Annotated in this window: 23 protein-coding genes; 13 read left to right on the top strand and 10 right to left on the bottom strand. The window is 61.9% G+C overall.

Annotated elements, in window-relative coordinates; genetic code table 11:
* Positions 1-270: 270 nt before the first annotated feature.
* Positions 271-804: an OmpA family protein gene (locus tag ACN0WV_RS07460; protein WP_218673191.1), complete on the bottom strand. Its 534-nt coding sequence runs from the start codon at positions 802-804 to the stop codon at positions 271-273.
* A gap of 340 nt (positions 805-1,144) precedes the next feature.
* Between ACN0WV_RS07460 and ACN0WV_RS07455 the strand changes: the two genes are divergently transcribed.
* A complete protein-coding gene (locus ACN0WV_RS07455; protein ID WP_084352177.1) occupies positions 1,145-1,480 on the top strand; it encodes an ArsR/SmtB family transcription factor in 336 nt (111 codons plus the stop codon).
* Positions 1,481-1,483: 3 nt separating this feature from the next.
* Here the strand turns inward: ACN0WV_RS07455 and ACN0WV_RS07450 are convergent, their stop codons facing one another.
* Both ACN0WV_RS07450 and ACN0WV_RS07445 read right to left on the bottom strand, forming a co-directional pair.
* Complete coding sequence (locus ACN0WV_RS07450) at positions 1,484-2,383, bottom strand: DMT family transporter (RefSeq protein ID WP_417604748.1); 900 nt, start codon at positions 2,381-2,383, stop codon at positions 1,484-1,486.
* Positions 2,383-3,261, bottom strand: a complete 879-nt coding sequence (locus ACN0WV_RS07445) for a LysR family transcriptional regulator (RefSeq protein WP_417604746.1) — start codon at positions 3,259-3,261, stop codon at positions 2,383-2,385. The genes ACN0WV_RS07450 and ACN0WV_RS07445 overlap by 1 nt, the downstream gene beginning before the upstream one ends.
* A gap of 121 nt (positions 3,262-3,382) precedes the next feature.
* Between ACN0WV_RS07445 and ACN0WV_RS07440 the strand changes: the two genes are divergently transcribed.
* Entirely contained in the window at positions 3,383-3,979 is a 597-nt protein-coding gene (locus ACN0WV_RS07440) for an FMN-dependent NADH-azoreductase (protein WP_417604745.1), read from the top strand.
* 57 nt (positions 3,980-4,036) lie between these two features.
* Here the strand turns inward: ACN0WV_RS07440 and ACN0WV_RS07435 are convergent, their stop codons facing one another.
* The 3 genes from ACN0WV_RS07435 to ACN0WV_RS07425 all read right to left on the bottom strand — a co-directional run bounded on the left by ACN0WV_RS07435 (position 4,037) and on the right by ACN0WV_RS07425 (position 8,532).
* A complete protein-coding gene (locus ACN0WV_RS07435) occupies positions 4,037-6,691 on the bottom strand; it encodes a peptidoglycan -binding protein (protein ID WP_417604743.1) in 2,655 nt (884 codons plus the stop codon).
* Positions 6,692-6,694: 3 nt separating this feature from the next.
* Positions 6,695-7,927, bottom strand: coding sequence for a biopolymer transporter ExbB (locus ACN0WV_RS07430; RefSeq protein ID WP_417604742.1), 1,233 nt, complete (start codon positions 7,925-7,927; stop codon positions 6,695-6,697).
* Between the two features lie 77 nt (positions 7,928-8,004).
* Positions 8,005-8,532 (bottom strand): gamma-glutamylcyclotransferase, encoded by a 528-nt coding sequence (locus ACN0WV_RS07425; RefSeq protein ID WP_417604740.1) that lies wholly within the window; start codon positions 8,530-8,532, stop codon positions 8,005-8,007.
* 66 nt (positions 8,533-8,598) lie between these two features.
* Here ACN0WV_RS07425 and ACN0WV_RS07420 point away from each other — a divergent pair, with 66 nt between their 5' ends.
* On the top strand, positions 8,599-9,573 hold the full coding sequence (locus ACN0WV_RS07420) for a DUF2125 domain-containing protein (protein WP_417604739.1): 975 nt from the start codon (positions 8,599-8,601) through the stop codon (positions 9,571-9,573).
* A 494-nt stretch (positions 9,574-10,067) separates the two neighbouring features.
* On the top strand, positions 10,068-11,369 hold the full coding sequence (locus ACN0WV_RS07415; RefSeq protein WP_417604737.1) for an acetylornithine deacetylase/succinyl-diaminopimelate desuccinylase family protein: 1,302 nt from the start codon (positions 10,068-10,070) through the stop codon (positions 11,367-11,369).
* A 129-nt stretch (positions 11,370-11,498) separates the two neighbouring features.
* Here the strand turns inward: ACN0WV_RS07415 and panC are convergent, their stop codons facing one another.
* Both panC and panB read right to left on the bottom strand, forming a co-directional pair.
* Positions 11,499-12,359 (bottom strand): pantoate--beta-alanine ligase, encoded by an 861-nt coding sequence (gene panC, locus ACN0WV_RS07410; RefSeq protein ID WP_417604735.1) that lies wholly within the window; start codon positions 12,357-12,359, stop codon positions 11,499-11,501.
* Positions 12,356-13,195, bottom strand: a complete 840-nt coding sequence (gene panB, locus ACN0WV_RS07405; protein ID WP_084351431.1) for a 3-methyl-2-oxobutanoate hydroxymethyltransferase — start codon at positions 13,193-13,195, stop codon at positions 12,356-12,358. The genes panC and panB overlap by 4 nt, the downstream gene beginning before the upstream one ends.
* Positions 13,196-13,355: 160 nt before the next feature.
* Between panB and ACN0WV_RS07400 the strand changes: the two genes are divergently transcribed.
* The 6 genes from ACN0WV_RS07400 to ACN0WV_RS07375 all read left to right on the top strand — a co-directional run bounded on the left by ACN0WV_RS07400 (position 13,356) and on the right by ACN0WV_RS07375 (position 20,481).
* Positions 13,356-14,834 (top strand): ABC transporter substrate-binding protein, encoded by a 1,479-nt coding sequence (locus tag ACN0WV_RS07400; protein WP_417604733.1) that lies wholly within the window; start codon positions 13,356-13,358, stop codon positions 14,832-14,834.
* A gap of 141 nt (positions 14,835-14,975) precedes the next feature.
* On the top strand, positions 14,976-15,920 hold the full coding sequence (locus tag ACN0WV_RS07395) for an ABC transporter permease (protein ID WP_417604731.1): 945 nt from the start codon (positions 14,976-14,978) through the stop codon (positions 15,918-15,920).
* On the top strand, positions 15,917-16,744 hold the full coding sequence (locus tag ACN0WV_RS07390) for an ABC transporter permease (protein ID WP_417604729.1): 828 nt from the start codon (positions 15,917-15,919) through the stop codon (positions 16,742-16,744). Before ACN0WV_RS07395 ends, ACN0WV_RS07390 begins: the two co-directional genes overlap by 4 nt.
* Positions 16,741-18,378 (top strand): ABC transporter ATP-binding protein, encoded by a 1,638-nt coding sequence (locus ACN0WV_RS07385; RefSeq protein WP_417604728.1) that lies wholly within the window; start codon positions 16,741-16,743, stop codon positions 18,376-18,378. Before ACN0WV_RS07390 ends, ACN0WV_RS07385 begins: the two co-directional genes overlap by 4 nt.
* A gap of 284 nt (positions 18,379-18,662) precedes the next feature.
* Complete coding sequence (locus ACN0WV_RS07380; protein ID WP_417604726.1) at positions 18,663-19,403, top strand: SDR family oxidoreductase; 741 nt, start codon at positions 18,663-18,665, stop codon at positions 19,401-19,403.
* A gap of 79 nt (positions 19,404-19,482) precedes the next feature.
* On the top strand, positions 19,483-20,481 hold the full coding sequence (locus ACN0WV_RS07375; protein ID WP_417604725.1) for a P1 family peptidase: 999 nt from the start codon (positions 19,483-19,485) through the stop codon (positions 20,479-20,481).
* Positions 20,482-20,641: 160 nt separating this feature from the next.
* On the opposite strand, the gene ACN0WV_RS07370 is transcribed toward ACN0WV_RS07375, so the two are convergent.
* Together ACN0WV_RS07370 and ACN0WV_RS07365 are read right to left on the bottom strand one after the other, a co-directional pair.
* A complete protein-coding gene (locus ACN0WV_RS07370; RefSeq protein WP_417604723.1) occupies positions 20,642-21,442 on the bottom strand; it encodes an SseB family protein in 801 nt (266 codons plus the stop codon).
* 187 nt (positions 21,443-21,629) lie between these two features.
* The gene (locus tag ACN0WV_RS07365) at positions 21,630-22,223 is read right to left on the bottom strand and encodes a uracil-DNA glycosylase family protein (protein WP_417604721.1); all 594 of its coding nucleotides are present in this window, start codon (positions 22,221-22,223) and stop codon (positions 21,630-21,632) included.
* Between the two features lie 277 nt (positions 22,224-22,500).
* Between ACN0WV_RS07365 and ACN0WV_RS07360 the strand changes: the two genes are divergently transcribed.
* The 3 genes from ACN0WV_RS07360 to ACN0WV_RS07350 are packed head-to-tail and all read left to right on the top strand — an operon-like array spanning position 22,501 to position 26,284.
* On the top strand, positions 22,501-23,160 hold the full coding sequence (locus ACN0WV_RS07360; RefSeq protein WP_417604780.1) for an ABC transporter ATP-binding protein: 660 nt from the start codon (positions 22,501-22,503) through the stop codon (positions 23,158-23,160).
* Positions 23,138-24,742 (top strand): KpsE/RkpR family capsule polysaccharide export protein, encoded by a 1,605-nt coding sequence (locus ACN0WV_RS07355; RefSeq protein ID WP_417604719.1) that lies wholly within the window; start codon positions 23,138-23,140, stop codon positions 24,740-24,742. The genes ACN0WV_RS07360 and ACN0WV_RS07355 overlap by 23 nt, the downstream gene beginning before the upstream one ends.
* 48 nt (positions 24,743-24,790) lie before the next feature.
* Positions 24,791-26,284, top strand: a complete 1,494-nt coding sequence (locus tag ACN0WV_RS07350) for a phosphomannomutase/phosphoglucomutase (RefSeq protein WP_417604717.1) — start codon at positions 24,791-24,793, stop codon at positions 26,282-26,284.
* Positions 26,285-26,415 lie beyond the last annotated feature (131 nt).

Here is a 26,415-nt window from a genome sequence, read left to right as displayed (position 1 = left end):
CGGTGCCGCGCCAACGGGAAGATACAGCACTGATAAATAACGATATTATTTATCCGTCACCGCCAGAGGACAACCTGCCACAGTGCCAGTTGACCGGCGCGGGCCCCTCTGATGTCATTCAACCAGATGGTTGAGTGACCAATTGGCCCTGCATGTCATCACGACACACAAAAAATCCGGGACGCGACCAGCGTGTCCCGGATCTTTTCGCTTTGCCTGACCATGCCCGGTCTGGAACGGGCGGTCAGACAAGCGCGAAGTCGTGTCAGGCTAGTTTGAACCGCCCGTGCCCGATGTGCTGCCCGAGGACGAATCGTCGTCGGTCATCACAGCCAACACGCCCAACGCGCCGACCGTGGCAGCGACACCCAACCCAGCGCTCGCGTCACCCGGAGCTTGGGCACCCGGACCGACACAGCCATCCTTGATGACCTCAACGCGCCGGTTGCGGGGGTCCGCGGGACCGGTGGTTCCGGGACGGGTCGCCTCGCCCTGCCCTGTGGCGCTCGTCACGCTCGAACCGGATACAGCCCTGACGATCGAAGCAACGTTCTCGGCGCGACGCTGCGATATCGACGCGTTCGCGGCGGCAGATCCTGTAGAGTCTGTGTATCCGGCCAGGCTATACGCGCCGGGATTCGCCGCGATATTTGCCGCCAGTGCTGTCTGTTCTGCGCCGGACAGCGCCGTCTGACCGTTCGCGAAAAAGAGGATCACACCGCATTGGGTCTGCGCCGCAGCCCCCCCGGCGGTAAGCAAACCAAGTCCGGCGGCAGTCGCGCATCCTAAAAAATGTTTGTACATGAAAGTCTCCATTCGGTGCTATGTTTCTAGTCCGCATATCGCGGATCACCCATCGGCGTTCAAAGCCGCCCCGCACCAACAAAGCGCAGCGCCAAAGGCAGTTGCGCGCGAGGCCAGTGCTGGGACGCTTACTACCACGCTACTGTAGGGGAAACTCCGCCGGGAAGGGCAATGTTCCGCGCACCGCACGCCATCGGCGCAAAGTCGCCCTTGGAACGGTGCTATTGCGGCCATTTTTCGCCTATGCTGGCCTGCGTATGAAATTGCATGGAACTTTCTGGCCGCCCACGCATCTCAGCACTGCCTTGACGCGGCTCGGGCGATGTCGGCTTATGCGGGGATGGTTACTGACCTCGATACCGTCTTTGCGGCCCTGGCCGATCCAACCCGTCGCGCGATCCTGTCGTTGCTGCTAGAGGATGACATGGCGGTGACGGATGTGGCCGAGCCGTTCGAGATCAGCCTCGCGGCGATTTCCAAGCATCTGGCCATCCTCACCCGCGCGGGCCTGATTTCCCAAGAAAAACGCGGCCGGGTAAAATGGTGCAAGCTGGAGCCGGACGCACTTCGCGAGGCCAGCGTCTGGATGCAGGGTTTCGGCCAGTTCGAGCCAGTCAATCTTGAGGCGTTTGAGCGGTTTCTGGCCAGCGAGTTTGGCGATGGGGACACGGCCTGAACGTCAAACCCTGAGCGGCACCCTCTCTTCGTCCTTTAGAAGCAAAACCAACGCCATGATTGTCAACCCGACCCCGCAGATCACCAGCGCAGGCGGAATGCCGTGGCCCAGCCCCAATTCCCACAGCAGCACCCAACTGGGCGTGAGGTAGGTATAAGCCAACACCTTGGCCGAGGGCAGCCTGAGCGCCGCAAATTGCAACAACAGGAAAGTCAGCGCACTGGCGGCGATCGCCACATACAAAATCGTGAACCAGACCAGCCAAGGCAGTGCCAGCCAGTCGGTTACTAGGATGTCACGCCACCCCCAAATGCTGACCATGAGAAATCCTGCGGCAACCGTACAGAACGAAAAAACAAACGCGGATTCACCGCGGTTCAGCAACCGGACCATCGGCGTATAAAGGGCGTGCGCGATGCTGCCGACAAAGAAGATCAACTCGCCCTGCCCGACCTCGAACGCCAGCAACCTGTCCAGATCAGCCCGAAACACCACCCAAAGCGCCCCCGCAGCCCCGATGGCCAGCGCCAGCGCCATGCGTGGCGTCGTCACCTGCCGCAATATAAGCCAGCCAAACATGGCCGACATCAGCGGATTAAGCGTGAATACGGCCGAAGTGCTGACCGGGTTTGCGGTCTTCAACCCTTCGAACATCATCACAAAGTAGAACGCGAACAGCCCGCCGAGCACCAGATACCGCCATGGCGCGCGAAGCGCCTTTCTGGGGATGCCACCCGTGGCAAACACCACAGCACCTAGCGCCGCCCCGGCAATGAAGAACCGCATCGTGTTCAGGGCAGCAGGCGCGATCTCATTGGCCACCAGGCTGCCCAGCGAAAAAGACCCCGCGACCAGCGCCGAGAAGGCCAGCATCGCCAGGTGCCCTTGAGCGGGCCGGGTCATCATCTCTTGACGCCCGCGGCATAGTCTTTGAGAAAGCCCAGGAACGCCTGCACCTTGGCCGTGCGATGCAGATCGACATGCGTGACCAGCCAAAGCGCCGAGGCCCAGCTTTCCTGGGGTGGCATGATCTCGACCAGATCGTCGTCATTCCCGGCTTTGGACGTTTCCAGAAAACCGATGCCGATACCTGCGCGGATAGCTGCATCCATGGCGCGTTTTTCATTGGACCGAAACGCGATTTGTTCCGTTGTCACATGCTGACGCAGCCATTGCTGGAATCCGGCCCGCACATCCAGATCGTCAAAGGCCACAAACCGATGGCCCGCAAAAGTGTCTGGCCCCGAGGGCTGTCCATGACGCGAGACATAGTCACGGCTCGCAAACAGGCCGTATGCTACGGAACAGAACGGCTGGACGACATTATCCGGCTGGTCGGGTGCCCGCCCGGCGCGCACGGCAACATGGGCCTCGCCATATTCGAGCCGGAACAGCCGCTCGCCGGTCAGATAGCGCACGGTGACATCCGGATAGGTGCGTTGAAAAGCAGCGATCACCGGGGTCATCAGGGCAGAGAAGCCAACCAATGACGTGACGACAAGCTCTCCCGAAACCTCCGCCCCACGGCCCTTGATCCGGCCTGCAAGCTGGCTGAGCTGGTCGTCGGTCGCCTGCGCCACACGCGCCAGATCCTGCCCCGCTTCGGTCGCAGTGTAGCCCCGTGCATGACGTTGAAACAGCTTGACCCCGATGCGCGTTTCCAACGCGTCGATATGGCGGATCACGGTCGCATGATGCACGCCCAACACTTCTGCGGCCCCGCTGACAGTGCCCAAACGCGCCACCTGATAGGCCGTGCGGATTTCATCCCAGTTTTCCATTGCAAACCTTTTTGTGTCTGTGCGCCTGCTCACAGGTTCTGCGCATGTGATGGGATTGAGTTTGTTTTTGCAAGGTCTATTTATGAGGCGGATCGTGTTTCATTCTGCAAAAGGGCATCCCATGACACATAAAATTCTCCGCATCGACTCCAGCATCAAATCCGAAGGCTCTATTTCCCGTCAGTTGACCGACGATATTCTCGCCCGGCTGAAATCGTCCTACCAGGATGCAGAGGTCGTGACCCGTGATCTGGGTGCCAATCCGCTGCCGCCGACGGATGCACATTGGCTGGGGTCCTTCGCCACGCCGGTTGATGAACGCAGCCCGGCGCAGGCCGAAACGGTCGCGCTTTCCGACACGTTGATTGCCGAAATCAAGGATGCCGACACAATTTTGATCGGCCTGCCGATCTACAACTTCGCAGCCCCTGCCCAGCTGAAGACATGGCTTGACCAAATGGCCCGCGCTGGCGAGACATTCCGCTATTCCGAAACTGGTCCCGAAGGTCTGGTGAAGAATACCCGCGCCATTATCGCATTCAGCTCCAACGGCACGCGATTGGGATCAGACATTGATTTTGCATCTAAATATGTCCGCCACATGCTTGGATTCTTCGGCATCACCGATGTGCAGTTCGTGGCCTCCGATCATTACGCGATCGACGCCGACAGCTCGCTCAAAGCAGCGAATGAGGGCGTTGCGGCCATCGCAGCCTGATCCTAAAATTCGGCGCGCCGGGCATATCGCTGTCCGGCGCGCTGTCTGTTTCGCCAGTTATTTCTCTGTCAGCTTCATCTCGATCCGACGGTTGCGCGCCCGCGCCTCTGGCGTATCCGCATCTTCGACCGGCTGGAACTGGCCAAACCCGTTGGCCGCCAGCCGATCCGGCGGAATGCCAAGCACATCTATCATGTATTTGACCACCGACAGCGCCCGCGCCTGACTGAGCTCCCAGTTGTCGGCAAATGCTGCCCCCGGACGCAGAGGCACATCGTCTGTATGCCCGTCGACGCGGATCACCCAGTCGATGCTGTCCGGGATCTGGTCCGAGACGCCGCGCAAAATCTCGGCAACCTTCGCGATTTCCCGTTCTCCCGTTGCCGAAAGATCTGCTTGGCCAAGCGCGAACAGCACCTCGGAGGAAAACACAAAACGGTCGCCCTCGATCCGCACACCTTCGGTATTGTCCAGAAGCTCACGCAGCCGGCCGAAGAATTCCGAGCGATAGCGTTCAAGGTTCTCGGCCTCGGCTTGCAGGCGCGCGCGTTCGGCGGCTTCCAGTTCTGCCCGGCGCTTTTGTTCGGCCGCCGCTCGCGCCAATGCGGTGTTGAGTTCCGAACCGAGGTTCTGGATCTGCGCTTGCGAGGCGACATCACGATCATTCGACTCGTCGATGATTGCCTGTAGCCGCCCCAGTTGCTCGCGCAGGGCGGTCAATTGTTGGGTCAGTGCTTCGGTCCGTCGAGTGGCCTGCGACGCCCGCTGTTGCTCATCCGCCAGTTTCTGCTTGGCCGTGGCCAATAGCTGCGCACGGGTTTCGGCCTCGGTCATTTCAACACTCAGGGTCTGCTCCGCCGCGCGTTTCTGCGCCAGCGCTGCGGCCAGTTTCTCGCGGGTTTCGGCAGCGGTCTGTTCGACCGTCAGCTTGGCAGCAAGCGCGGCGGCAAGGCGTTCCTCCAACGATCGGTTGTCATCGCTAAGCGTTTCGGCCCGTGCCAAAGCATCCGCCTTGGCGCGCGTCAGCGCGGCCCGAACCTCATCAAGCTGCGTCTTCAGCGTGGTCGCGCTTTCCAGCGCCTGCGCCAGCGCGGTTTCAAGCTCTGCCTTCTCGGCCATCAGTTCGGATTCCGTGGTCTTCAGCCCATCGCGCAGGGCAACCAGATCCTGTTGCGCGCGGTCAAGCGCAGCATTCGTCTGGGCAAGATCCACATTAGCGGCGTCCTGCGCCGCCAAAGCGCTGTCCCGCGCAGCCTCTGCCTCTTCGGCGCGCACAGTTTGGGTCTGGGTGTCGCGGGTTGCAGCCTCCAACCGGGCCAGAGCCTCTGCCAGCCTGCTGCGCATATCCTCGGCCTGCGCGTCCTGCGCCGCGCTTTGATCCAGTGCGGTCTGCCGGGCAGATGCCAGCGCGCTTTCGGCCTCGGCAATGCGAGCACGCAGATCGCCAACCATCGTGTCGCGGCGGGCGTCGCGGTCAGTCAGCGTTTCGACCTGTGCCGTCAGTTGCCGGTTTTGCGCCTCAACATTCGCCAGCCGCTGAAGCTCGTCCCGCGCGCCATCCGCGCGCAACAACGCCTCGGCCAGCGCGGTTTGCAGCTCCGTCAGACGTGACCGGGCGTCATCGCCCGCGCTTTGGGCTTCGGCCAATGCAGCCCGCGCTTCTTCATTGGCCTGACGCTCGTCAGCCAGTTGCGCCTCTGCTTCGTCGATGCTCTGTGCAAGTTCAGCAGCGCGGGCGGCCTGTGCGTCCATCGCGGCCTGCGTTTCGGATTGCGTCTGCGTCTGCGCGCGCAACTTTGATGCCGCGTCCTCGCCCTCCAGCAAGGCGGCGGCAAGCTGGACGTTCAGATCCTCTTCTGCCTTGCGCGCGGCGGCGAGCAGGGTCAACGTATCTTCAGCCTTCTGGCGCTGTTGTTCCAAAGCCAGCGTCATGGCGCTTAATTCTGCATCAGCAGTTTCAAGCCGGGCGCGCAGGGCGGCGGCGGCCTCTGCCTCTGCCAGACGCTGCGCCTCTTCTTCGGTCAGGGCTTGCTGCAACTCTTCGGAGCGTGCGGTCAGGGCGGCGTTGCTCTGCGCGGCATCGGCATTCTGTGCCCGCAGATCTTCCACCAACGCCTGCAACGCTTCGCGGCGGGCGGCAGCAAGGCGGGCCTCCTCGGCTTGCGTGTCGATTTCATCGCGCGCCGTCGCAAGGGCGAGGTTCAATTGTTCCTGCGCGCTGAGCAGGTCCGCACGCTCTGCCTGTAACGCCTCGCGATCGCCCTGAAGCTGCGAGACATTGGCCAACGCATCGTCGCGCGCAGCGATCAGCGATGCGACCTGTGCCTCAAAGCTGCTGATCCGGCCCTGCGCCTGTGTCAGCGCCGCATCTTTCGCGTCCCGTTCACCGGTCAGGGACGCGATCAGCGCGGCTTGCTCCTCGGCGCGGGTTTCGGCATCGGTCAGCGTTGACGAAAGCAGCCCGATATCGTCCTGCAACCTGTTGGTTGTCTCTCGCTCCAGCCCCAGCGCGCGGGCCAGTTCCGCCACTTCGGACGACAGCGAGTCAAGCTGGGTCTCCTGACCACTGATGGTTTCGCGCAGCACGAATTGTACGACCATAAAGATCGTCAGCACGAACATCAGAACCAGCAACAGCCCGGTCATCGCATCCACGAATCCCGGCCAGATCGAGGCCTGAAACCGCTGTCCGGTGCGACGCGAAAGGGCCATGGATCAGCTCTCCTCCCTGCCGCCACGCGGTTTGGGCTGGGTTTCCGTGGGCCGGAACCTGGCGTGGGCAGGCTCGGCTTTCGGGGCCGCCAATTGTTGCAATATGCGATTAAGCCCCGCCAGATCGGTGCGCAACTCGGCCATGCTTTCCTGTCGTCCGGCAGCGATTTCCTCAAGGATGCGCAGCATTTGCACGTCGATCGAGCGCAGACGCATCCGGCTTTCGGCATCCAGACCTTCGCTGACGCCTTTTCCGTGCATGGCTTCGACCAGCCTTTCCTGCCCCTCGGCGACCCGCAACAGCGCTGTGGTCGACGGGCTTGACGATTCGACACGTTCGGTCATGCGTTCCACCGCATCCACCAGCCGTCCCAACTTGTCGTCAACCTCGGAGCGGCTCTCGTTGGAGGCCGCAAACATCTCTTGCAAGCCCAGCATCTGTTCCGCGATCTGGTCGAGCGCGTAAGCGCCACCGGCCGATGTTCCGGCACCTTCGCCGTCGCTGTCGCCCGAGGCGAAGCCAAGACGGGTGATCGACGATAGCCATTCCTCAAGCTCGCGGTAAAACCGGTTCTGACCGTGACCCGCGAACAGCTCCAGCAAGCCCACGACAAGCGATCCGGCCAGCCCCAGAAGCGACGACGCAAACGCCACGCCCATGCCGCCCAGTTGTGACTCCAGCCCGTTCATCAGTCGCGAAAACAGATCCGCGCCGCTTTCGCCCTCTTGCGGAACCAGCGAACGAATGGTGTCGACCAGTGCGGGCACGGTGGTTGCAAGGCCGTAAAACGTGCCCAGCAGCCCCAGAAAGATCAGCAGGCTGACGATATACCGAGTGATTTCGCGCGCCTCGTCGATGCGGGTGGCAACCGAATCCAAGATCGAGCGCGTTGATGCCGTGTTGATCTGCATCCGGCGCCCGCGCATGCGCAGCAGCGTGGCCAGCGGTGCCAGAAGCAGCGGTGCCTTGCGGGACTCGCGCTCGGTGACGAATTCCTCGATCCACCGGACCGAGTTGATAAGCTGTCCGACCTGCCAGAAACATGCCAGCACGCCAAGGCCAAAGACAAACAGGATAAAACCGTTCAGATAGAGGTTCGACTGGAACACCGGCAGAACCCGCGGCAGCGCAACGAACGCCCCCGCGCCTGTCAGGCCCAGCACCACAAGCATCAGGATCACCTGCCGGACGGGCTGCGAGAAATGTGCCTGTGCCTCCAGGTCCGGCTGCTCCATCTGGGCGTTTCCTGCCATTGTTCTACAACGCTTTTATCGGCCAGACCGTAGTGCGGATGCCCCTGCAAGCCAAGCGGTTATCCACATAGCACCCTGACGCGATCCGACAGCCATTGCAGTTCTGCATCGCGAATGCCGATCTCGTCCAGATGGCGGGCCGTGTTGTACAGATATTCGCTGTTGGGTCCCCGCCCGCCGACCGCGCGCGCGATGATCTGCGCCTGTTCTTCCAGCGGCAGCGCGCCGCAATATTGCACATGATCGGGGTCGATCACATAAGTCACTGCCGTCACCTGCTGACCGCCGGGAAGTTGAACGTCCAGAACCTTTTCCAGATAGGCGGAAGACACCAACTCCCGCTCCCGCAAATAGGCCAAAACTGCGTCATGGTCGCCGCCCGCTTGCAAGGCAACACCCGAACAGGCCGCGCCCGTCGTCTCGTCCAGCGCCAGCACCAGACCGGGGTCCTCCTCGGTGCCGCGGTGGTGGATTGAACGCATGCAAAAGCTGCGCGAATAGCCTGGCAACGTTGCAGGTTCCTGGCGCAGAACTTCGAAACCGGGGTTCCAAAGCAGCGATCCGTAGGCAAAAACCCATAGTGTCATGTCGTCTGGTCCTTGTCGCATGACCGCTGTAAACACCATTCCGGACGGGCTGAAAAGGGGACGGCAATGAAACGCTTGGTGATCGCGGTACTCGTTGCCGGGCTGGCATGGTCGGGATGGTGGTTCTACGCCGCCCATCAACACAAGGCCGCGCTGGAAGACTGGTTTGAAGCCCGCCGCGCCGATGGCTGGGCCGCCGAGTATCAAAGCCTTCAGGTCCGCGGCTTCCCCAACCGGCTGGATGCCACCTTCACCGAGCTTGTTTTGGCCAATCCCGAAAACGGCACGGTCTGGCGCGCGCCGCTGTTCCAGATCCTGATGCTCAGCTACAAACCCGACCATGCCATTCTGGTCTGGCCGCACAGCCAGACGCTCACGCTCTCGGGAACCGACTGGACCATAGACAGCGACAGAATGCGCGCCAGCGTCATTTTGGAAGGCGACGCCACCCAAAGCCTGTCCCGTGCCAATTTCGAGGCGGAGGTGCTGAACCTCACTTCCGACCAAGGTGCGGCGGCTATGGCCGCGCTGAACATCGCACTGGCAGATACCGGCCCCGAGCTTTACCGGGTCACCGCCTCGGCGACGGGCTATGCCCCCGGCGGCCCGCTTCCCGCAGACCTGCCCCTACCCGACAACCTGTCGGCGCTGCGTGCAGACCTGACCGTTGCGTTGAACGCTCCGCTGGGCCTGACGACGCTTGAAGCCAGCCCGCCTCGCCCCACCCGTCTGGACCTGCGTCTCGCCGAGGCGATCTGGGGTGGGCTGGAGCTGAAACTGGCAGGCGCGGCCGACGTCACCGCATCGGGCCACCTTGATGGCCAGATGACGGTGCGCGCCGTCAACTGGCGCGAGATGATGCACCTTTCGTCGATATCGGGAACTCTACCGCAGGGGGTTGCCGGAATGCTGGAACAGGCCTTGGATCTGGCCTCGAACCTTTCGGGCAACAAAAACACATTGGATCTTACGCTTGATTTCAAGCGCGGACGGACCTGGCTCGGAATGATCCCCCTCGGTTCGGCTCCAAGGCTTCGTTAAGTCAAGCGCCATCGCTGTCAAGCAACCCTGTCGCGCTGCAATAATGCCCAACGCCCCTGCCTGTTTCTCATCGGCAAAAATACTCCGGGGAGCGCGAGGGGCCGGCCCCTCGCCCCAAAGCAGATCGACATAAGTTTGTCGCCAGACCAAACCGAACTCGCGGATATCTGTCGGGTGATTGTGACCCCATCCAATTGCAAAGACTGCCGGGCTACCCTGGCTTTGCAGGTCCCTCCACCCGCGTTAATCCGGCCTGTAAATTGGCGGCTCGGCACTCCCAGCCTTTGGGACGACCGAACGAGGTTCTTCTTGAAGCTCGATCGCGACACTCGCAACGCCGTCCGCAAGGCCCCGGATCAAGTCCGGGGCGATGGCGAACCGCAAGCTGCCAACGCAATCCCTCCCGGCAAACCAATCCCAGACACGTCTCTCTTGAACCTTGCACGAAAGGCAGAGACACTGGACAACACACCCCAACGTTCGGGAGGCAATTCATGGCGGATATCAGCACTGACATTGATCTGGGCGTGCACCTTTCTGGCCGGATCGACGGCATGCGGGACGCGTTGATCGCCCTTGCTCAGGATCTGATCCGCATTCCCACGCTGAATCCGCCGGGCGAGAACTACGCTGCAATCTGTGACTATCTGGATCGGCGCCTGAAGGCGTCCGGCTTTGAAACGCAGCTGATCCGTGCCACCGGTGCGCCCGGAGACAGCGACCGCTTTCCGCGCTGGAACATCGTGGCCCGTCGCGAAGGTGCGCGGGCCGGGGATTGCGTGCATTTCAACAGCCACACCGATGTGGTCGAGGTCGGCCAGGGCTGGACCTGCGATCCGTTCGGCGGCGAACTGCGCGACGGGCGCATCTACGGTCGCGGGGCCTGCGACATGAAGGGCGGGCTTGCCACCTCCATCATAGCGGCCGAGGCGTTCATTGCCGAATGCCCGGATTTCGCCGGTGCCATCGAGATTTCGGGCACGGCGGATGAAGAATCCGGCGGATATGGCGGTGTGGCCTATCTCGCTGAACAGGGGTTTTTCGCTCCGTCGCGTGTGCAGCACGTCATCATCCCCGAACCGCTCAACAAGGACCGGATCTGTCTAGGGCATCGGGGCGGCTGGTGGGCCGAGATCGAGACCAAAGGCGAGATCGCACATGGCTCCATGCCATTTCTCGGCGATTGCGCGATCCGCCATATGGGTGCGGTCCTCGACGCCTTCGAGGAGACACTTTTCCCTGCCATGGCCGCGCGATACACTGAAATGCCCGTGGTTCCGGATGGGGCCAGGCAATCCACCATGAATATCAACTCGGTCCATGGCGGCCAACCCGAACAATCGTCCGATTACAACGGCTTGCCCGCTCATTGTGTCCCTGACAGTTGCCGCATCGTGATCGACCGCCGCTTCCTGATCGAGGAAAACGTAGACTCCGTGCGGACAGAGATCACCGAGCTTCTCGAGGGGCTGAAAGCCACGCGCCCCGACTTTGATTACGCCCTGCGTGAGATCAACCGCGTGATCCCGTCCATGACCGATCGTGCGGCACCCGTCGTCACCACGGTAGGGGCCGCAATCCGCGCGGTGATGGGCAAAGACCCGACCTATGTCGCCTCTCCCGGCAGCTATGACCAGAAACATATCGACCGGATCGGCAAGCTGAAGAATTGCATCGCCTATGGCCCCGGCGTGCTGGAACTCGCCCATAAACCCGATGAATGGATCGGCGTCGATGACATGCTCGACAGCGCCAAGGTGATGGCCCATAGCCTCCGCACCTTGCTCGCGCCCTGACCCCCGCGCGGCCGCCACGATCTAATCAGGCACCCCGATAGGGGACCTGCCCCTCAATTCTCATTGGCCAAAATACTCCGGGGAGCGCGAGGGGCTGGCCCCTCGCTCCCGGACTTTCCACATTTGCCGTCAGTCGAGACGTGGCGGGACCGCGATATTGTCGATCAACCGAACTCCGGCCAGCCACGCCGCCGCCAGCAGGCGTGCCGGACGGACGGGCGTATCCAGAACCGAAAGATCGTCACAGGCGCGCAGATCGAAGTAATCCACTTCGGTAAATCCCGCGCGTAGAATCCGGGCCTCTGCGGCGGCCTTCAACTCACCGAAGGGCTTTCCCCGCGACAAGCCTTCGGCCACATCCTGCATCACCTCGTGCAGCATCGGCGCAGGGATCCGCGCGCGGTCGGACAGCAACAGGTTGCGCGAGGACATGGCCAGCCCGTCCTCCTCGCGGATCGTCGGGCAGCCCACAACCTCGACCGGAATATCCAGATCGCGCGCCAGACGTGTGACGACCTGCAATTGCTGGTAATCCTTTTCACCGAAAAACGCCTTGTCGGCCCCGGATTGCAAAAACAGCTTGGTGACGACTGTCGCCACACCGTCGAAATGTCCGGGCCGATGCGCCCCGCACAGCACATTCGTCAGCCCTTCGACCGACACAGTCGTGGCAAAGCCATCGGGATACATCTGCGCGCCATCAGGAACGTACAACACGTCCACCTTGAACGGTGCCAATTTCGCGGCATCACCCTCTTCAGTCCGGGGGTAATTCTCCAGATCCTCGGGGTTGTTGAACTGCTTGGGATTGACGAACAGCGTCACCACGACCCGGTCGCACACTTCCTTCGCCGCCCGCACGAGGCTGAGATGCCCCTGATGCAGCGCGCCCATCGTTGGCACCACCCCGACAACCTCTCCGGCGGCCTTCCAGCCCAGCACAGCCGTCTGCAAATCCGTGCGGCTGCGCAGGATCGGCACGCCGCTCATGTATTGGGTGCTTTCACGGGCGTCGTGTCGGCAAATACATGCTCTGGCGCAGGGAAATCCCGTGCGCGGACCTCTTCGGCATAGGCAGCAACGGCAGCTTCTGCATCCTCTCCCAGCGTGGCATAGCGTTTCACGAATTTCGCCTTGAAGGCCGTGAACAGCCCCAGCATGTCATCGACGACAAGGATCTGGCCGTCACAGCCCGCCGATGCCCCAATGCCAATCGTCGGGATCGGAATGTCCGCCGTGATCCGGTCCGCCAGCCCCTGCGGCACCTTTTCCAGCACCACTGCGAAGGCACCGGCCTCCGCGACGGCGCGCGCATCCGCCATCACGGCCTCGCCTTCCGCGTCGCGCCCCTGCACACGGTAACCGCCCAGCGTGTTCACCGATTGCGGGGTCAGCCCGATATGCGCCATCACCGGAATGCCGCGCGCGACAAGAAAGCCGATGGTGTCGGCCATGGCCTGCCCGCCTTCCAGTTTTACCGCGCCTGCGCCGGTCTCGGCCATCAGCCGCGCTGCATTGCGGAATGCCTGTGCCGGGCCTTCCTCGTAGGATCCGAAGGGCATGTCGATCACCATCATCGCCCGTTCCAATCCCCGCTCCACCGCCTGCCCGTGCAGGATCATCATCTCCATGGTCACGCCCAGTGTCGAGGGCAGCCCGTGCAGCACCATACCGACGCTGTCGCCCACCAGAACAAAGTCGCAATGCGCGTCCATGACCTGCGCCATCGGGGTGGTGTAGGCGGTCAGGCTGACCAGTGGAACGCCGCCCTTGCGCGCCCGGATATCAACGGGCAACGGTCTGTTCTTGGCTGCTGTGGCGCTCATCCTGGTTTCCTCCGCCTGAGATGCTGCATGTGCGAAATAACAAATCCTGCACCATCTTGCTACTGCACAAATGCAGCATCCGCTTGATCATGCTGCGATTCGCGTCAACACTCATTGTTGACAGGGGACCTTACGGCCCAAGACAGCGGAGTGAGCGACGATGAAGCGACTGAACCTCGGGGCCCTTGCGGCCATTTCAATCTGTGCAGGCGCGGCGGTTCACGCGGCCCAGACCGACATCACCGTTGCCATGCAACTGGAGCCTCCGCATCTTGATCCGACCAGCGCGGCCGCTGGCGCTATCGACTCGGTCCTGTATTCCAACGTCTTCGAAGGCCTGACACGGTTCGACGCAGATGGGGCCGTCATTCCCGGACTGGCCAGTGACTGGGAGATTTCCGAAGACGGGCTGACCTACACCTTCCATCTGCAAGAGGGCGTGACCTTCCACGACGGCACAGAGTTCGAGGCGAGCGACGTCAAGTTCAGCCTTGATCGCGCCCGCGCCGAGGACAGCACGAATGCCCAGAAAGCCCTGTTCGAATCCATAGATTCGGTCGAGGTCGTGGATCCGCTGACCATGCGCGTCACGCTCAGCCAACCCACCGGCGCGCTATTGTTCAATCTGGCATGGGGCGACGCGGTGATCGTAGCGCCCGAAAGCATCGACGAGATCAAATCCCGTCCCATCGGCACAGGCGCGTTCAAATTCGTCAACTGGGTGCAGGGCGACCGGATCGAGATGGAACGCAATACCGACTACTGGGGTGACGCGCCTGCGCTGGAAACGGCCACATTCCGTTTCATCTCGGACCCGACAGCCGCCTTTGCCAGCGTCATGGCCGAGGATGTGGACGCTTTCGTCGGCTTCCCTGCGCCCGAAAACCTGCCGCAATTCGAGGCTGACCCGCGTTTTCAGGTCATCGTCGGATCCACCGAGGGCGAAACCATTCTGGCGATGAACAACAAGCAACCGCCCTTCGACAACCCGCTGGTGCGCGAGGCCGTGGCCCATGCCATCGATCGTCAGGCGATCATCGACGGGGCGATGTTTGGCCTGGGCACACCCATTGGCACGCATTTCGCCCCGCACAATCCGGATTATGTCGATCTGATTGATCTGTCGAATTATGACCCTGAAAAATCCCGGCAGCTGCTGGCAGAGACCGGGATGGCCGATGGCTTCACCACGACGCTGAAGCTGCCGCCGCCCTCTTATGCGCGGCGCGGCGGAGAAATCATCGCGGCGCAACTGCGTGAGGTCGGCATCCAGACCGAGATTACCAACCTGGAATGGGCGCAATGGCTCGAAGAGGTGTTTCGCGGCAAGAATTTCGGATTGAGCATCGTCAGCCATACCGAACCAATGGATATCGGCATCTATGCCCGGCCGGACTATTATTTCCAGTATGGCAAACCGGAATTCGTGGCGATCATGGACGCGCTCAACGCCGAAACCGATCCGGACGCCCGTTCTGCCCTGCTGAAAGACGCGCAGCGCATGATTGCCGAAGATCACGTCAACGGCTACCTGTTCCAGCTGGCCTTTCCGACCATCGCCAATGCCAAGATCGAGGGGCTTTGGAAGAACCAGCCGACACAAGCCACAGACCTGACCGGGGTGCGCTGGACGGAATGACCCTCATGGTTTCCACCCGATACTTCCCCCATTCGCGTGTAGTTGCGCGCGGATGCGGCCTATTCGCAAATTCAGCGCAACCTGATCCATGCACCGCGCTGAAAAACCTCGTGGCGCTTCGGTCCGGCGTCGCATGACACGATGCTGACCTACCTGCTCAAGCGCCTGACCTCTTTGGTAATCTCGCTGCTGGTCGCCAGTCTGGTGATCTTTCTGGTGGTCGAGGTGGCCCCCGGCGATCCGGCGTCCTTCATGCTGGGGCTGAATGCTCAGCCCGATACCGTCGCGGCGCTGCGCACCGAGCTTGGGCTGGACGTGCCAAGATACGCACGGTATTTCGCTTGGCTATCCGGCATGATCTCGGGCGATTTCGGCATGTCCTACACCTACCGGACGCCGGTGGCGCAGATGATTGCCGACCGGTTCTGGGTCTCGATGCCGCTGGCGCTGATGGCGCTGGCGCTCTCGACGCTGATCGCGTTTCCTGCCGGGCTGTTCGCGGCCGCTCGTCGCGGCAGTGCAGGCGACATGGGCGTTATGGGGGCCACGCAACTGGGTGTCGCGATCCCGAATTTCTGGTTCGCGATGATGCTGGTGCTCGTCTTCGCCATCAACCTGCGCTGGTTTTCAGCTGGCGGCTTTCCGGGCTGGGACGATCCGCTCTTGGCGCTGAAGGCGCTGACCTTGCCCGCCATCGCGCTTGCCCTGCCGCAAGCCGCCATTCTGACGCGGGTGATGCGCTCTGCCCTGCTGGATATTCTGGGCGAGGATTTCATGCGCACCGCCCGCGCCAAGGGGTTAAGCGCGCGTCAGGCGATCTGGCGGCATGGATTGCGCAACGCCTTAATCCCGGTGCTGACCATCATCGGGCTGCAATTCTCGTTCCTGCTGGCGGGTGCCATCATCATCGAGCAGGTGTTCTTTCTGCCCGGTCTTGGTCGGCTGGTTTTTCAGGCCATCACCCAACGCGATCTGATCGTGGTGGAATCCGTGGTCATGCTGCTGGTCTTTGCGGTGATCGTGGTGAATTTCGCGGTTGATCTGGCCTACGCCGCCGTCGATCCAAGGCTGAGAGCGCGGACATGACCCTATGGTACAGCCGCAACCTGCTGCTCGGCGGCACGCTCAGCATTTTCTTCGCGGCGCTGGCGCTGATTTCCTTCGTCTGGACGCCTTTTGACGTCGAAAGCCTGAACATCGCCGCAAAGCTGAAGCCACCGGGCGCGAGTTATTGGCTGGGGACGGATCATTTTGGCCGCGATGTGTTTTCGATGATCATGGTGGGCGCGCGGACATCCATCGCCGTGGCGCTCGTCGCGGTGGGCATCGGCATGGGGGTGGGCGTCCCGCTGGGATTGACCGCCGCGGCACGCAAAGGTGGCTGGCTGGACGAGGTCATCATGCGCGGCAATGACCTGATCTTCGCCTTTCCCAGCCTTGTCATCGCCATCCTTATCACCGCCATCGCCGGGCCGGGGGCCATCAACGCGATCATCGCCATAGGCATCTTCAACATCCCCGTGTTCGCCCGCCTGACCCGCGGTGCCGCGCTCAGCCTGTGGGAGCGCGAATTCATCCTCGCCGCCCGCGTCTGCGGCAAGTCCCGGACCCGGATCAGCGTGGAACACATCCTGCCCAACGTCGCAAACCTGCTGATCGTGCAGGGCACCATCCAGTTCAGCCTTGGCATCCTCGCCGAGGCGGGGCTGAGCTATGTGGGCCTTGGCGCGCAGCCGCCGACCCCCAGTTGGGGACGCATGCTGGCAGAGGCGCAAACCATGGTCAGCTTTGCGCCGCATCTGGCGCTGGTCCCCGGCCTTGCCATCGTGCTGACCGTGCTGGGGCTGAACCTGATGGGCGACGGGCTGCGCGACGCGCTTGATCCGCGCATCCGGGTAGCACGGACATGACCGGTTCCGCAGTTTCCACGCCGCCCTTGCTTGCGCTTGATGGGGTGAATGTGGCGATCTTTGGCAAGACGATCCTGAAAGACGTTTCACTGACCCTCCGGCGGAAGGAAATTTTGGCGCTCACCGGCGAGAGCGGATCCGGCAAGTCGATGACCGCCCTTGCAGTCATGGGGCTGTTGCCCGGACGGATGCGGGCGACCGGCACCCTTCGACTGGATGGTGCAGACCTTCTGTCCAGGACCGAAGCGCAGATGTGTCGGATTCGCGGCAATGACATCGGCATGGTTTTTCAGGAACCGATGACAGCACTGAACCCGGTGCAGACCATCGGTGATCAGGTGGCCGAGACAATCTTGATCCATTCGGCGGCTGACCGCCGGGCCGCGCGCACCCGCGCGGCAGAGGTGTTGGCGCGTGTCGGCCTGCCGCAGGACCGCTTTCCGCTTGGCCGCTATCCGCATGAACTGTCCGGCGGGCAGCGCCAGCGTGTCGTTATTGCAATGGCCATCGCCTTGCGCCCCAAGCTACTGATCGCGGACGAGCCGACGACCGCGCTGGATGTCACGACGCAGGCGCAGATCCTTGACCTGCTGAAGAGTCTCGTGCGCGAGGAAGGCATGGCGCTGCTGATGATCACCCATGATCTGGCCGTGGTCAGCGACATGGCAGACCGGATTGCGGTCATGCAACACGGCAAAGTGGTCGAAACCGGGCCGACACGCCAGCTTTTCGCGCGTATGGAACACCCCTATACAAGGCAACTATTTGCAGCTTCCGGCCACCGCGTGTCGCTACCGCCGCAGCCATCCGCCGCCCGACCTCTGCTGGAGGTGCACTCGGTATCGCGCGATTATCCTTTGCCGCGCCGCATTCCGTTTGCACCGCGCAAGACGTTTCGCGCCGTCGATAACGTCAGCTTCACCATGCGGCAGGGGGACCGCGTCGGTCTTGTCGGCGAAAGCGGATGCGGAAAGTCCACGCTGACCCGCGCCATACTGGGCTTGGAGCCGGTGCAGGAAGGACAGATCGCGCTGGACGGCGCGCCGGTCTTCTCGCACGGCCGACCCAATCCAGAGGTCCGCCGCAAGATGCAGGTCGTCTTTCAGGATCCTTATGGCAGCTTCAACCCGCGTCACAAGGTCGGCAAGCTGATCTCCGAGCCATTTCACCTGCTACCCACCAAGCCGGATACATCCGAGCGTAGAGACCGCATCGCCCAGACGTTATCCGCAGTAGGCCTGTCGCCCGACGACGCCGATAAATACATCCATGCCTTCTCCGGCGGACAGAGGCAGCGCATCGCCATTGCGCGCGCGCTAATCATCCGGCCTGAACTGATCATCTTCGACGAGGCGGTCTCGGCGCTGGATGTCCGGGTCCGTGCGCAGATACTCGACCTGATGGCCGATCTGTCGCGGCAATACCGGCTCAGCTATCTGTTCATCAGTCACGACCTGTCCGTGGTCCGCACGATCACCGACCGCGTTCTGGTCATGCAGAACGGCGAGATTGTCGAGGACGGTCCGACCGGACAGGTCTACACGAACCCGCAGCATCCCTATACACGGCAATTGCTGGACGCCGCCCCCCGCCTGCCGGACATCACCCCGAAAATGCTCCATGTCCCTGCCTGACTTGCCGTACGGTCTCGCGCCTGTGCTGATCGAAGACTCCGGCAGTCCGGTCGTTGGGAGCCTTGCCAATAGCCCCCTTCGGACGACAGCATTCTATGCGACGGTACATGCCGGGGTGCCGCAAAGATCGACGCCGCGCTGTCCGCCGCGCAGACGATGTTTCAACACAAGACCCGCAAGCAACCGTTTTCCCCGCTCTTGAACCTCGCCCTTGCTTGGAACATCTTGGCGTTGATCGGCTGGGTCACCCTGCGTCTGACCTGTCCTGACCAAAGGAGGCTTCCATGCGGCTTCGCGACAAGACTGCCATCGTCACCGGTGCCGGATCCGGCTTCGGCACCGGGATCGCGCGGAAATTTGCCGCCGAGGGTGCCCGCGTCATGGTGGCCGACATCAATACGGATGCGGCCGCAAAAATTGCCGAGGACATCGGTGGCAAGGCGCGCACTGTTGATGTGACCGACGGTGTGAGCGTCAATGCGATGATCGCTGCGGCTCAGGCCAGTTTCGGCCACATCGACATTCTGGTGAACAATGCCGGCGTCACACATTTGCCTGCGGATATGGAGGATGTCACGGAAGAGGATTTCGACCGCGTCTTTGCCGTTAACTGCAAGGCGATCTACCTGACCGCCCGTGCATCGGTGCCACTGATGAAGGCGCAGGGAAGGGGTGTGATCCTCAATATCTCTTCCACCGCAGGCCTGTCGCCGCGCCCCCGGCTGAACTGGTACAACGCGTCCAAAGGCTGGGTGAACACGGCAACCAAGGCGATGGCCGTAGAGTTGGCACCCAGGGGCCTCCGCGTCAATGCGCTGAACCCTGTGGCGGGCGAGACGCCGCTTTTGGCCAGCTTTATGGGCGAGGACACGCCCGAGATGCGCGCGAAGTTCCTGTCGACGATCCCGATGGGTCGCTTTTCCACGCCCGAAGACATGGGCAATGCGGCGGCCTTCCTTTGCTCTGACGAAGCCGGGCTGATCACCGGCGTCTGCATGGAAGTCGATGGCGGGCGCTGCATCTGAACGACGACACACCCGCACCGCGCTTGACGCGGTGCCTTTTGTTCAGCGGGCCATCGCCCGCCTATCACGGAGCTGTTCCATGACCCCCGGACCGCGAAACCTGATCACCGATGTCACCGGCCTGCGGGTCGGAAACGCGCAGGACGAGGGCCTGAAATCCGGCACCACGGTGCTGACGGCCGATGCGCCTTTCGTGACCTCCTATGCCGTCATGGGCGGTGCACCCGGCAGCCACGAGACGGACCTTCTGGAACCAGACAAGACCGCCCCTGCCGCCGATGCGCTGGTGTTGTCGGGCGGCTCGGCTTTCGGCCTTGCCGCCGCGACCGGCGTGATGGAGGCGCTGCGGACTGAGGGGCGTGGCTTTGCGGTTGGGCCTGCGCGCGTGCCCCTGGTGCCTGCCGCGATCATCTTTGATCTGGTGAATGGCGGGCGCAAGGATTGGACAGAAAACCCGTACCCCGCTTTAGGGGCACAAGCCTACGCGGCAAGGGATGAGATGTTCGAACTGGGCAGTTTTGGTGCCGGAACCGGCGCGCTGACCGCGATGCACAAGGGCGGGCTGGGATCAGCCTCGCTGGTGCTGGACAGTGGCGTGACGGTGGGCGCGCTGGTGGCCGTCAACCCGATGGGGTCCGTCACCACGGATGGAGAGCAGCATTTCTGGGCCGCCCCGTTCGAGATTGGGACAGAGTTCGGCGGGCTGGGCCCGGACCTGCGTAGCGGGTTGGGGCGAAAGACCGACAGCCGGAAGATGGCGTTGATCGGAGGCGTCCAGGGGGCGAACACGACCATCGCCATTGTTGCCACCGATGCCGCCCTGACCAAGACACAGGCCAAACGCATGGCCGTGGCCGCACACGACGGAATAGGTCGCGCCATCGTGCCGGCCCATGCGCCGGTGGATGGCGACTTGGTATTCGCCGCATCCACTGCAGCCCGGCCGCTCGAAGACCCGGTAGGGGGGCTGGCCGAGATTGGACACGCCGCCGCGCTTTGCCTGTCGCGGGCCATTGCACGGGGTGTCTACGAAGCCGAGCCGAAGCAGGGCGACGCGCTGCCGTGCTATCGCAGATAAAGAACAGGCCCCAGGAATGGCCGCCGAAGCGAGGGGCCAGCCCCTCGCACTCCCCGGAGTATTTTTGCCAAGAAGAAGGAGACTGATGAGCCTGGCTGGAACCGCGTTTTTGCAATTTTGACAGCATGATCCGAGATTCTGGGAGCCCGCGTGCGATGGGTTACCGCAGGATTGGCGGTTTTTCAGGGTCCGAACCCGGCGCTGTCGGAGCATCTTGACGGCGAGACTGCGCAGGTTGTGGTGCGGGCAGGTCAAACGGGCGGGCGAGCGGTATCAGACGCCCAAGCATCGGGTCATCCTGCGCCAGAAAGACGACATCAAGTGCGCCGGCTTCGACCCCAGAAAAGGTGAGCGCTTGATTGACCGCGCCAGCGAGCGCGTGCTCGGCTCCCTGCTCTGCCCCCGCGAATGCCAGAAGGTGAGTTTTGCGGCTGTCATCATAGGTGACGCCGACCAGATAGGCGGCCTGCGCCAACCCCGCCGCGCTGGCCAGCTTGGTATCAAGCGCCGTGTTCAGCGCCTCGGGCACATCCGTGGCGGCGTGGAATTGGCGCGGTCTGCCTTGCGCGGTCTGCGGTGCGTGGGCAAGGGTTTGCGCCAGCCAGTCCACCGCCTGAGGAGGAAGCAACATGGATGACGGCGCGGTTTCGAGGTTCAAGCCCAGCCCGAGATTTCGGCCCGCCAGAAGTCCGGCAATGGCCCGGCCCGGCAGGGCTGCGTAGGGTACGGCCCGGCCGACAAACCCCGCAAGCCGATCTTCGCGATCAAAGATGAGAACGAAGGAGTTGTCTGAAATCTCGAAGATCTCTGGCGAAAGCGAGTCGCCCTGTGCCTCTTCAGTCAGCATCAGGAACAGTTCTGTCGAGGCGAGCGTCTCGAAGAAGCTTAGACGCAAGGTGTCGTCCTGCGGCGCGGCCTGCATGCGCTCGTGGGCGACGTCGAGCGGAGTGGTCTCAGTCATCCCGAACCTCATTCTGCTTTGGCACGGATCCGACAAGGGGGTGGAACCGGCACACTACTTCGCGACGATGTAGTCCGCCCTTGGCTTTGCAACAAGAGGAACCTGTCTGGCACTTCGTCGCGTCAGGAACCCTGAGGGTCGCCTGAAATCCATAGGCACATCCAAGTCGCGAGTGTTGTCTGATCGCCTAAGTCAGGACATTTTTCACCGCAGCCTGCAATTCCGGAAGAAGTTCGGTCTCAAACCACGGGTTGCGCTTTATCCAGGCGTTATTGCGCCACGATGGGTGCGGCAGAGGGAACGTGGCCGGGGCGTGGCTGCGCCATCCGGCCACCACTTGCGTCATCGGCGCGGTTGAACCGAGATGTCGCCGGATTGCGTAGGCCCCGACAATCAGGGTCAGACTGACCTTACCGATTTCTTGCAGGGCGCGGTCGTGCCATGTTTCCCAACAGATCGGCGGTGGCGGCAGATCCGCGCCCTTGGCATCATAGCCGGGAAAGCAAAACGCTGTCGGCAGCACGCCGATCCGGTCAGTGTCATAGAACGTGTCTTTGTCGATCCCCATCCAGTCACGCAACCGGTCACCTGAACGGTCAAAAAACGGCAAGCCGGTTTCGTGCACTCGCTTGCCGGGTGCCTGTCCAGCAACAAGTATGCGAACGCCCGGCTGGAACCAGGCAACGGGACGTGGCGTGTGGCGCGTGGCAGTGGCAAGAAAACGCTCTTTGCAGATTGAGCAATTGCGGATCTGCTCGGTCAAGGGCGGGTTAGTGGCCATATGGGCGGCTTGGCGTTGTGCGGTGCATTTTCAGATCATCGTTGGATTTTCTTGACCTGAATCGTATCGCGCCGACTGGTTTTTTCAATGTCAGGCAAGAAAGAACACCGTGCCAACGTCGCCTTCGCCGCGTTTTGTACGTCTGCAATCGAAACAATTCGTCAGGATGTTGCCAATTGATCAACCAAACCGTCATAATATGGGCCGTATACACGCCTGGTTCGTGCAATATGGTCAGGCACCATACAGGCAAAGCGCATTTGCGCCGGAGCATTCGATGCTGGAATTCGACAATGTGAGCAAGTCCTTCTGGACCGGCACACAACGCAAGGTGATCCTCGATAAGGTCTCGTTCCAGGTTCCCTTGGGCGAAAGCCTGGGCATTCTTGCGCCGAATGGCACCGGCAAGACGACGTTGATCAAGATGATGGCAGGGCTGGAAAAACCCGATGAGGGGGAAATTCGCCGCAGCTGCCGGGTGTCGTTTCCGCTTGGTTTCATGGGCGGCGTGGTGGGCAAACACTCGGCGATGGAAAATTCGCGCTACATCGCGCGGCTTTATGGGCTGGACCCCGACTATGTCGAAGCCTTCTGTCGTTGGCTCTGTGGGCTGGAGGAGTATTTCGACCAGCCTCTGGGGACATATTCAGCGGGCATGCGGTCGCGGTTCACCCTTGCATTGATGCTGGCACTGGATTTTGACATCTACCTGATCGACGAGGGCATGCCGAATTCGACGGATGTGGCGTTCAATCGCAAGGCAGGCGATCTTCTGGCGGAAAGATTGCGCACAACCACGATCATCATCGTCTCGCACCAGGCCAAGGTGCTGGAGAAATTCGCCCGGAAGGCTGCCGTCTTGATGGATGGCCAGCTACATATGTTTGAAACCTTGGAAGAGGCGAAGCAGCTTTATGACTACGAAACCCAAGGCTAGAAAATTTCGCATTCCGCAGCGGCCTGTGCCCGGCGATGCGCCGGATCCAAATGCTGTTGCCGAAGACGCAGCCCCTGCGCCGACAGAGCAGGAAACAGAAAACCCGCTGGGCTCGACCGATCTGGAAGAGATCCACAAAGAAGGGCTGACCGGCCGACAGTTGCGCATGGCGCGCCGACTTGCGCAGAAACACGGGCTTGCGCCGCCCACGGACCACGATGCCGTGCGGCTGCTCCGCATCAAGGGGATTGATCCGTTTTCCCGCGTCAACACGCTGGAGCTGGTGATGGCGGGCCGCGCCCCAGATGCAGAGGGCGATGGCGGGGCAGGTCAGCGACCATCCGGAAAAATATCGCCGGACGACCGCGTGCAACTGCCTCAAACCGTGCCCGAAAAAGGCAATACCCTGCCCTCGACCGAGATCAGCCCGGCCGAACGCCGCTCTCGCGAGATCATGAAGGTTCAGCGCGACATCGCAAAACGACGACGGCGGCGGACCGCCCTGTTGTTGACGCGGCTGGCTTTCTTCGTGCTGCTGCCGACGATTCTGGTGGGCTACTATTTCTACAATATCGCCACGCCCATGTACTCGACGAAATCCGAATTTCTGATCCTGAAATCCGATGGCGGTGGCGGTGGCGGGTCAAGCTTTTTCAGCGGCACACAATTCGCGACCAACCAGGACGCGATCGCGGTTCAGTCCTATCTGCAATCCAAGGACGCCATGCTGCGGCTGAATGAGGATGAAGGGTTCAAGGCGCATTACAGCGATCCGGCAATAGACCCGATCCAGAGGCTGGAAAGTGATCCGTCCAACGAACAGGCCTACAAGGTCTACAAGCGCAACATCGAGATCGGCTATGATCCCACAGAAGGCGTGATCCGGATGGAGGTGGTGGCCGCAGACCCGGTCCTTGGCGCTGAATTCAGCCGCGCCCTGATCGCCTATGCCGAGGAAAGGGTCGATAACCTGTCTTTGCGCAAGCGGTCCAATGCCGTGCAGGATGCTGAGCAGGCCCTGGAAAAGGCGCAAGCCGAACGGCGCAACGCCCAGGAACGGCTGGTTCGAATGCAGAACGAAGGGCAGATCCTTGATCCCGAGGGGCGCATTGCGGCTCTGCGCGGGCAGATCAACAATATCGAGGTGCTGTTGCAGGAAAAGCAGCTGGAACTTCAGGCGCTTCTGGACAATGCGCGCCCCAACAGCAGCCGGGTCGAGGGATCGCGCGCCGATGTGCGGCGGCTCGAAGCATTGCTGGCGGACCTCAGATCGCAAATGACGGCAACGGTTTCGGGCGAAAATTCACTGGCGGAGCTGGCCGTGCAAATTCAACTGGCGCAGGCAGATCTGGCCGCCGCCAACGAAGTGCTGCAATCGGCATTGGTCACGCTGGAAACGTCACGGCGCGACGCCAGCAGTCAGGCACGCTACCTGACAACCAGCGTTGTGCCGGTCGCCTCCGAAGACCCCAGCTATCCGCGCAAATTCGAAAACACCGTGTTGGCATTCCTGATCTTTGGCGGGATTTACCTCATGATCTCTCTTACCGCGTCGATCCTGCGCGAACAGATTTCCTCTTAACCGAACCTGCGGTCCCGATGCGGCACCCGACATCCAGAAAGTGATCCCATGAAGCCATTGGAAACCGTGACGCCCAACTGTTGGGCGTTTCTCAGCCAGCCGATGGTCGCACCGACCGGCTTTCGCGAATATGACGCGCGGTGGAAATACCCGTCAGAGATCAATCTGCCCGGCATGACGGCGCTCGGCCTGGGGTTGGGCACTCAGATGCACGCGCGCGGGATCGCTCCGGTGATCGCCGTGGGGAACGACTACCGGGCCTATTCGCAAGAAGTGAAGAACGCCCTGATTCTGGGGCTGATGCAGGCCGGTATCAAGGTGCTGGACATTGGTGTGGCCGTGTCTCCGATGGCCTATTTCGCACAGTTTCATCTGGATGTGCCTGCGGTGGCGATGGTCACCGCGTCACATAATCCGAACGGCTGGACTGGAGTGAAAATGGGGTTTGAACGCCCCCTGACCCATGGTCCCGAAGAAATGGCAGAGCTGCGCGATATCGTGCTGGAAGGCCGCGGCGTCGCAGCTCCGGGTGGCTCATGGGAGGTGGTTGAAGGCCTGCGCGAGGCCTATCTCGACGATCTTGCTGGCGACTTCCGTCTCAGTCGGCCGCTGCGCGTGGTTTGCGCCACCGGCAATGGCACTGCAGGTGCCTTCGCACCCGACTTGCTCCGCCGTATCGGTGCCGACGTGATCGAAAGGCACTGCACGCTCGACTATACTTTCCCCCATTACAACCCCAATCCCGAAGCGTTGGAGATGCTGCATGACATGGCAACCTGCCTGCGCGACAGCAACGCTGACCTGGCGCTGGGTTTCGATGGCGACGGTGATCGTTGTGGTGTCGTGGATGACGAAGGAGAAGAAATTTTCGCCGACAAGATGGGCGTGATCATGGCGCGCGATCTGTCAGGGCTGTATCCGGGTGCCATGTTCGTGGCAGATGTGAAATCCACCGGCCTCTTCGCCTCTGACCCCGTGCTCCAGAAGAATGGCGCGCGGTCCGATTATTGGAAAACCGGCCACAGCCACATGAAACGACGCGTGAAAGAGCTGGGCGCGCTGGCCGGTTTTGAAAAATCGGGCCACTACTTTCTGGCCGAACCCTTGGGCCGCGGCTATGATTGCGGGCTCCGCGTCGCCGTTGAGATCTGCAAGCTGATGGACCGCAACCCCGACAAGAAAATCTCGGATCTGCGCCGCGCTCTGCCGCAGACATGGACGACCCCGACACTGTCGCCCTTCGCCGCCGATACGCAAAAGCGCGACATCCTCGCCCGCATCGTCAACCGACTGGAAGAGATGACAGAAACAGGCGGCACCTTGGGCGGGCGGCCAATCTCCGGTATCGTCACCGTGAACGGCGCGCGCGTATTGCTGGAAGACGGCAGCTGGGCGCTGGTCCGCGCCAGCTCCAATACTCCGAATCTCGTGGTCGTCTGCGAAAGCACCAGAAGCGAGGCGGATCTGCGCGCAATCTTCGAAGATATCGACGCAATTATCCGAACAGAACCGGACGTCGGCGCCTATGACCAAACCTTCTGACACCGCCCCTCTTCTTCTTGGCAAAAATACTCCGGGGAGCGCGAGGGGCTGGCCCCTCGCTCCGCCCCGTGCGCAATCACAAACCTAACCGACTGCAATGTCGCACCCCGGCAGCGACGGGTGACAAGCCT

Origin of the sequence: Primorskyibacter flagellatus (assembly GCF_048268605.1) — a bacterium.
Classification (GTDB): Bacteria; Pseudomonadota; Alphaproteobacteria; order Rhodobacterales; family Rhodobacteraceae; genus Primorskyibacter; species Primorskyibacter flagellatus.
Note: the sequence above shows the minus strand (reverse complement) of the source record. Positions and strands in the feature narration are given on the sequence as shown.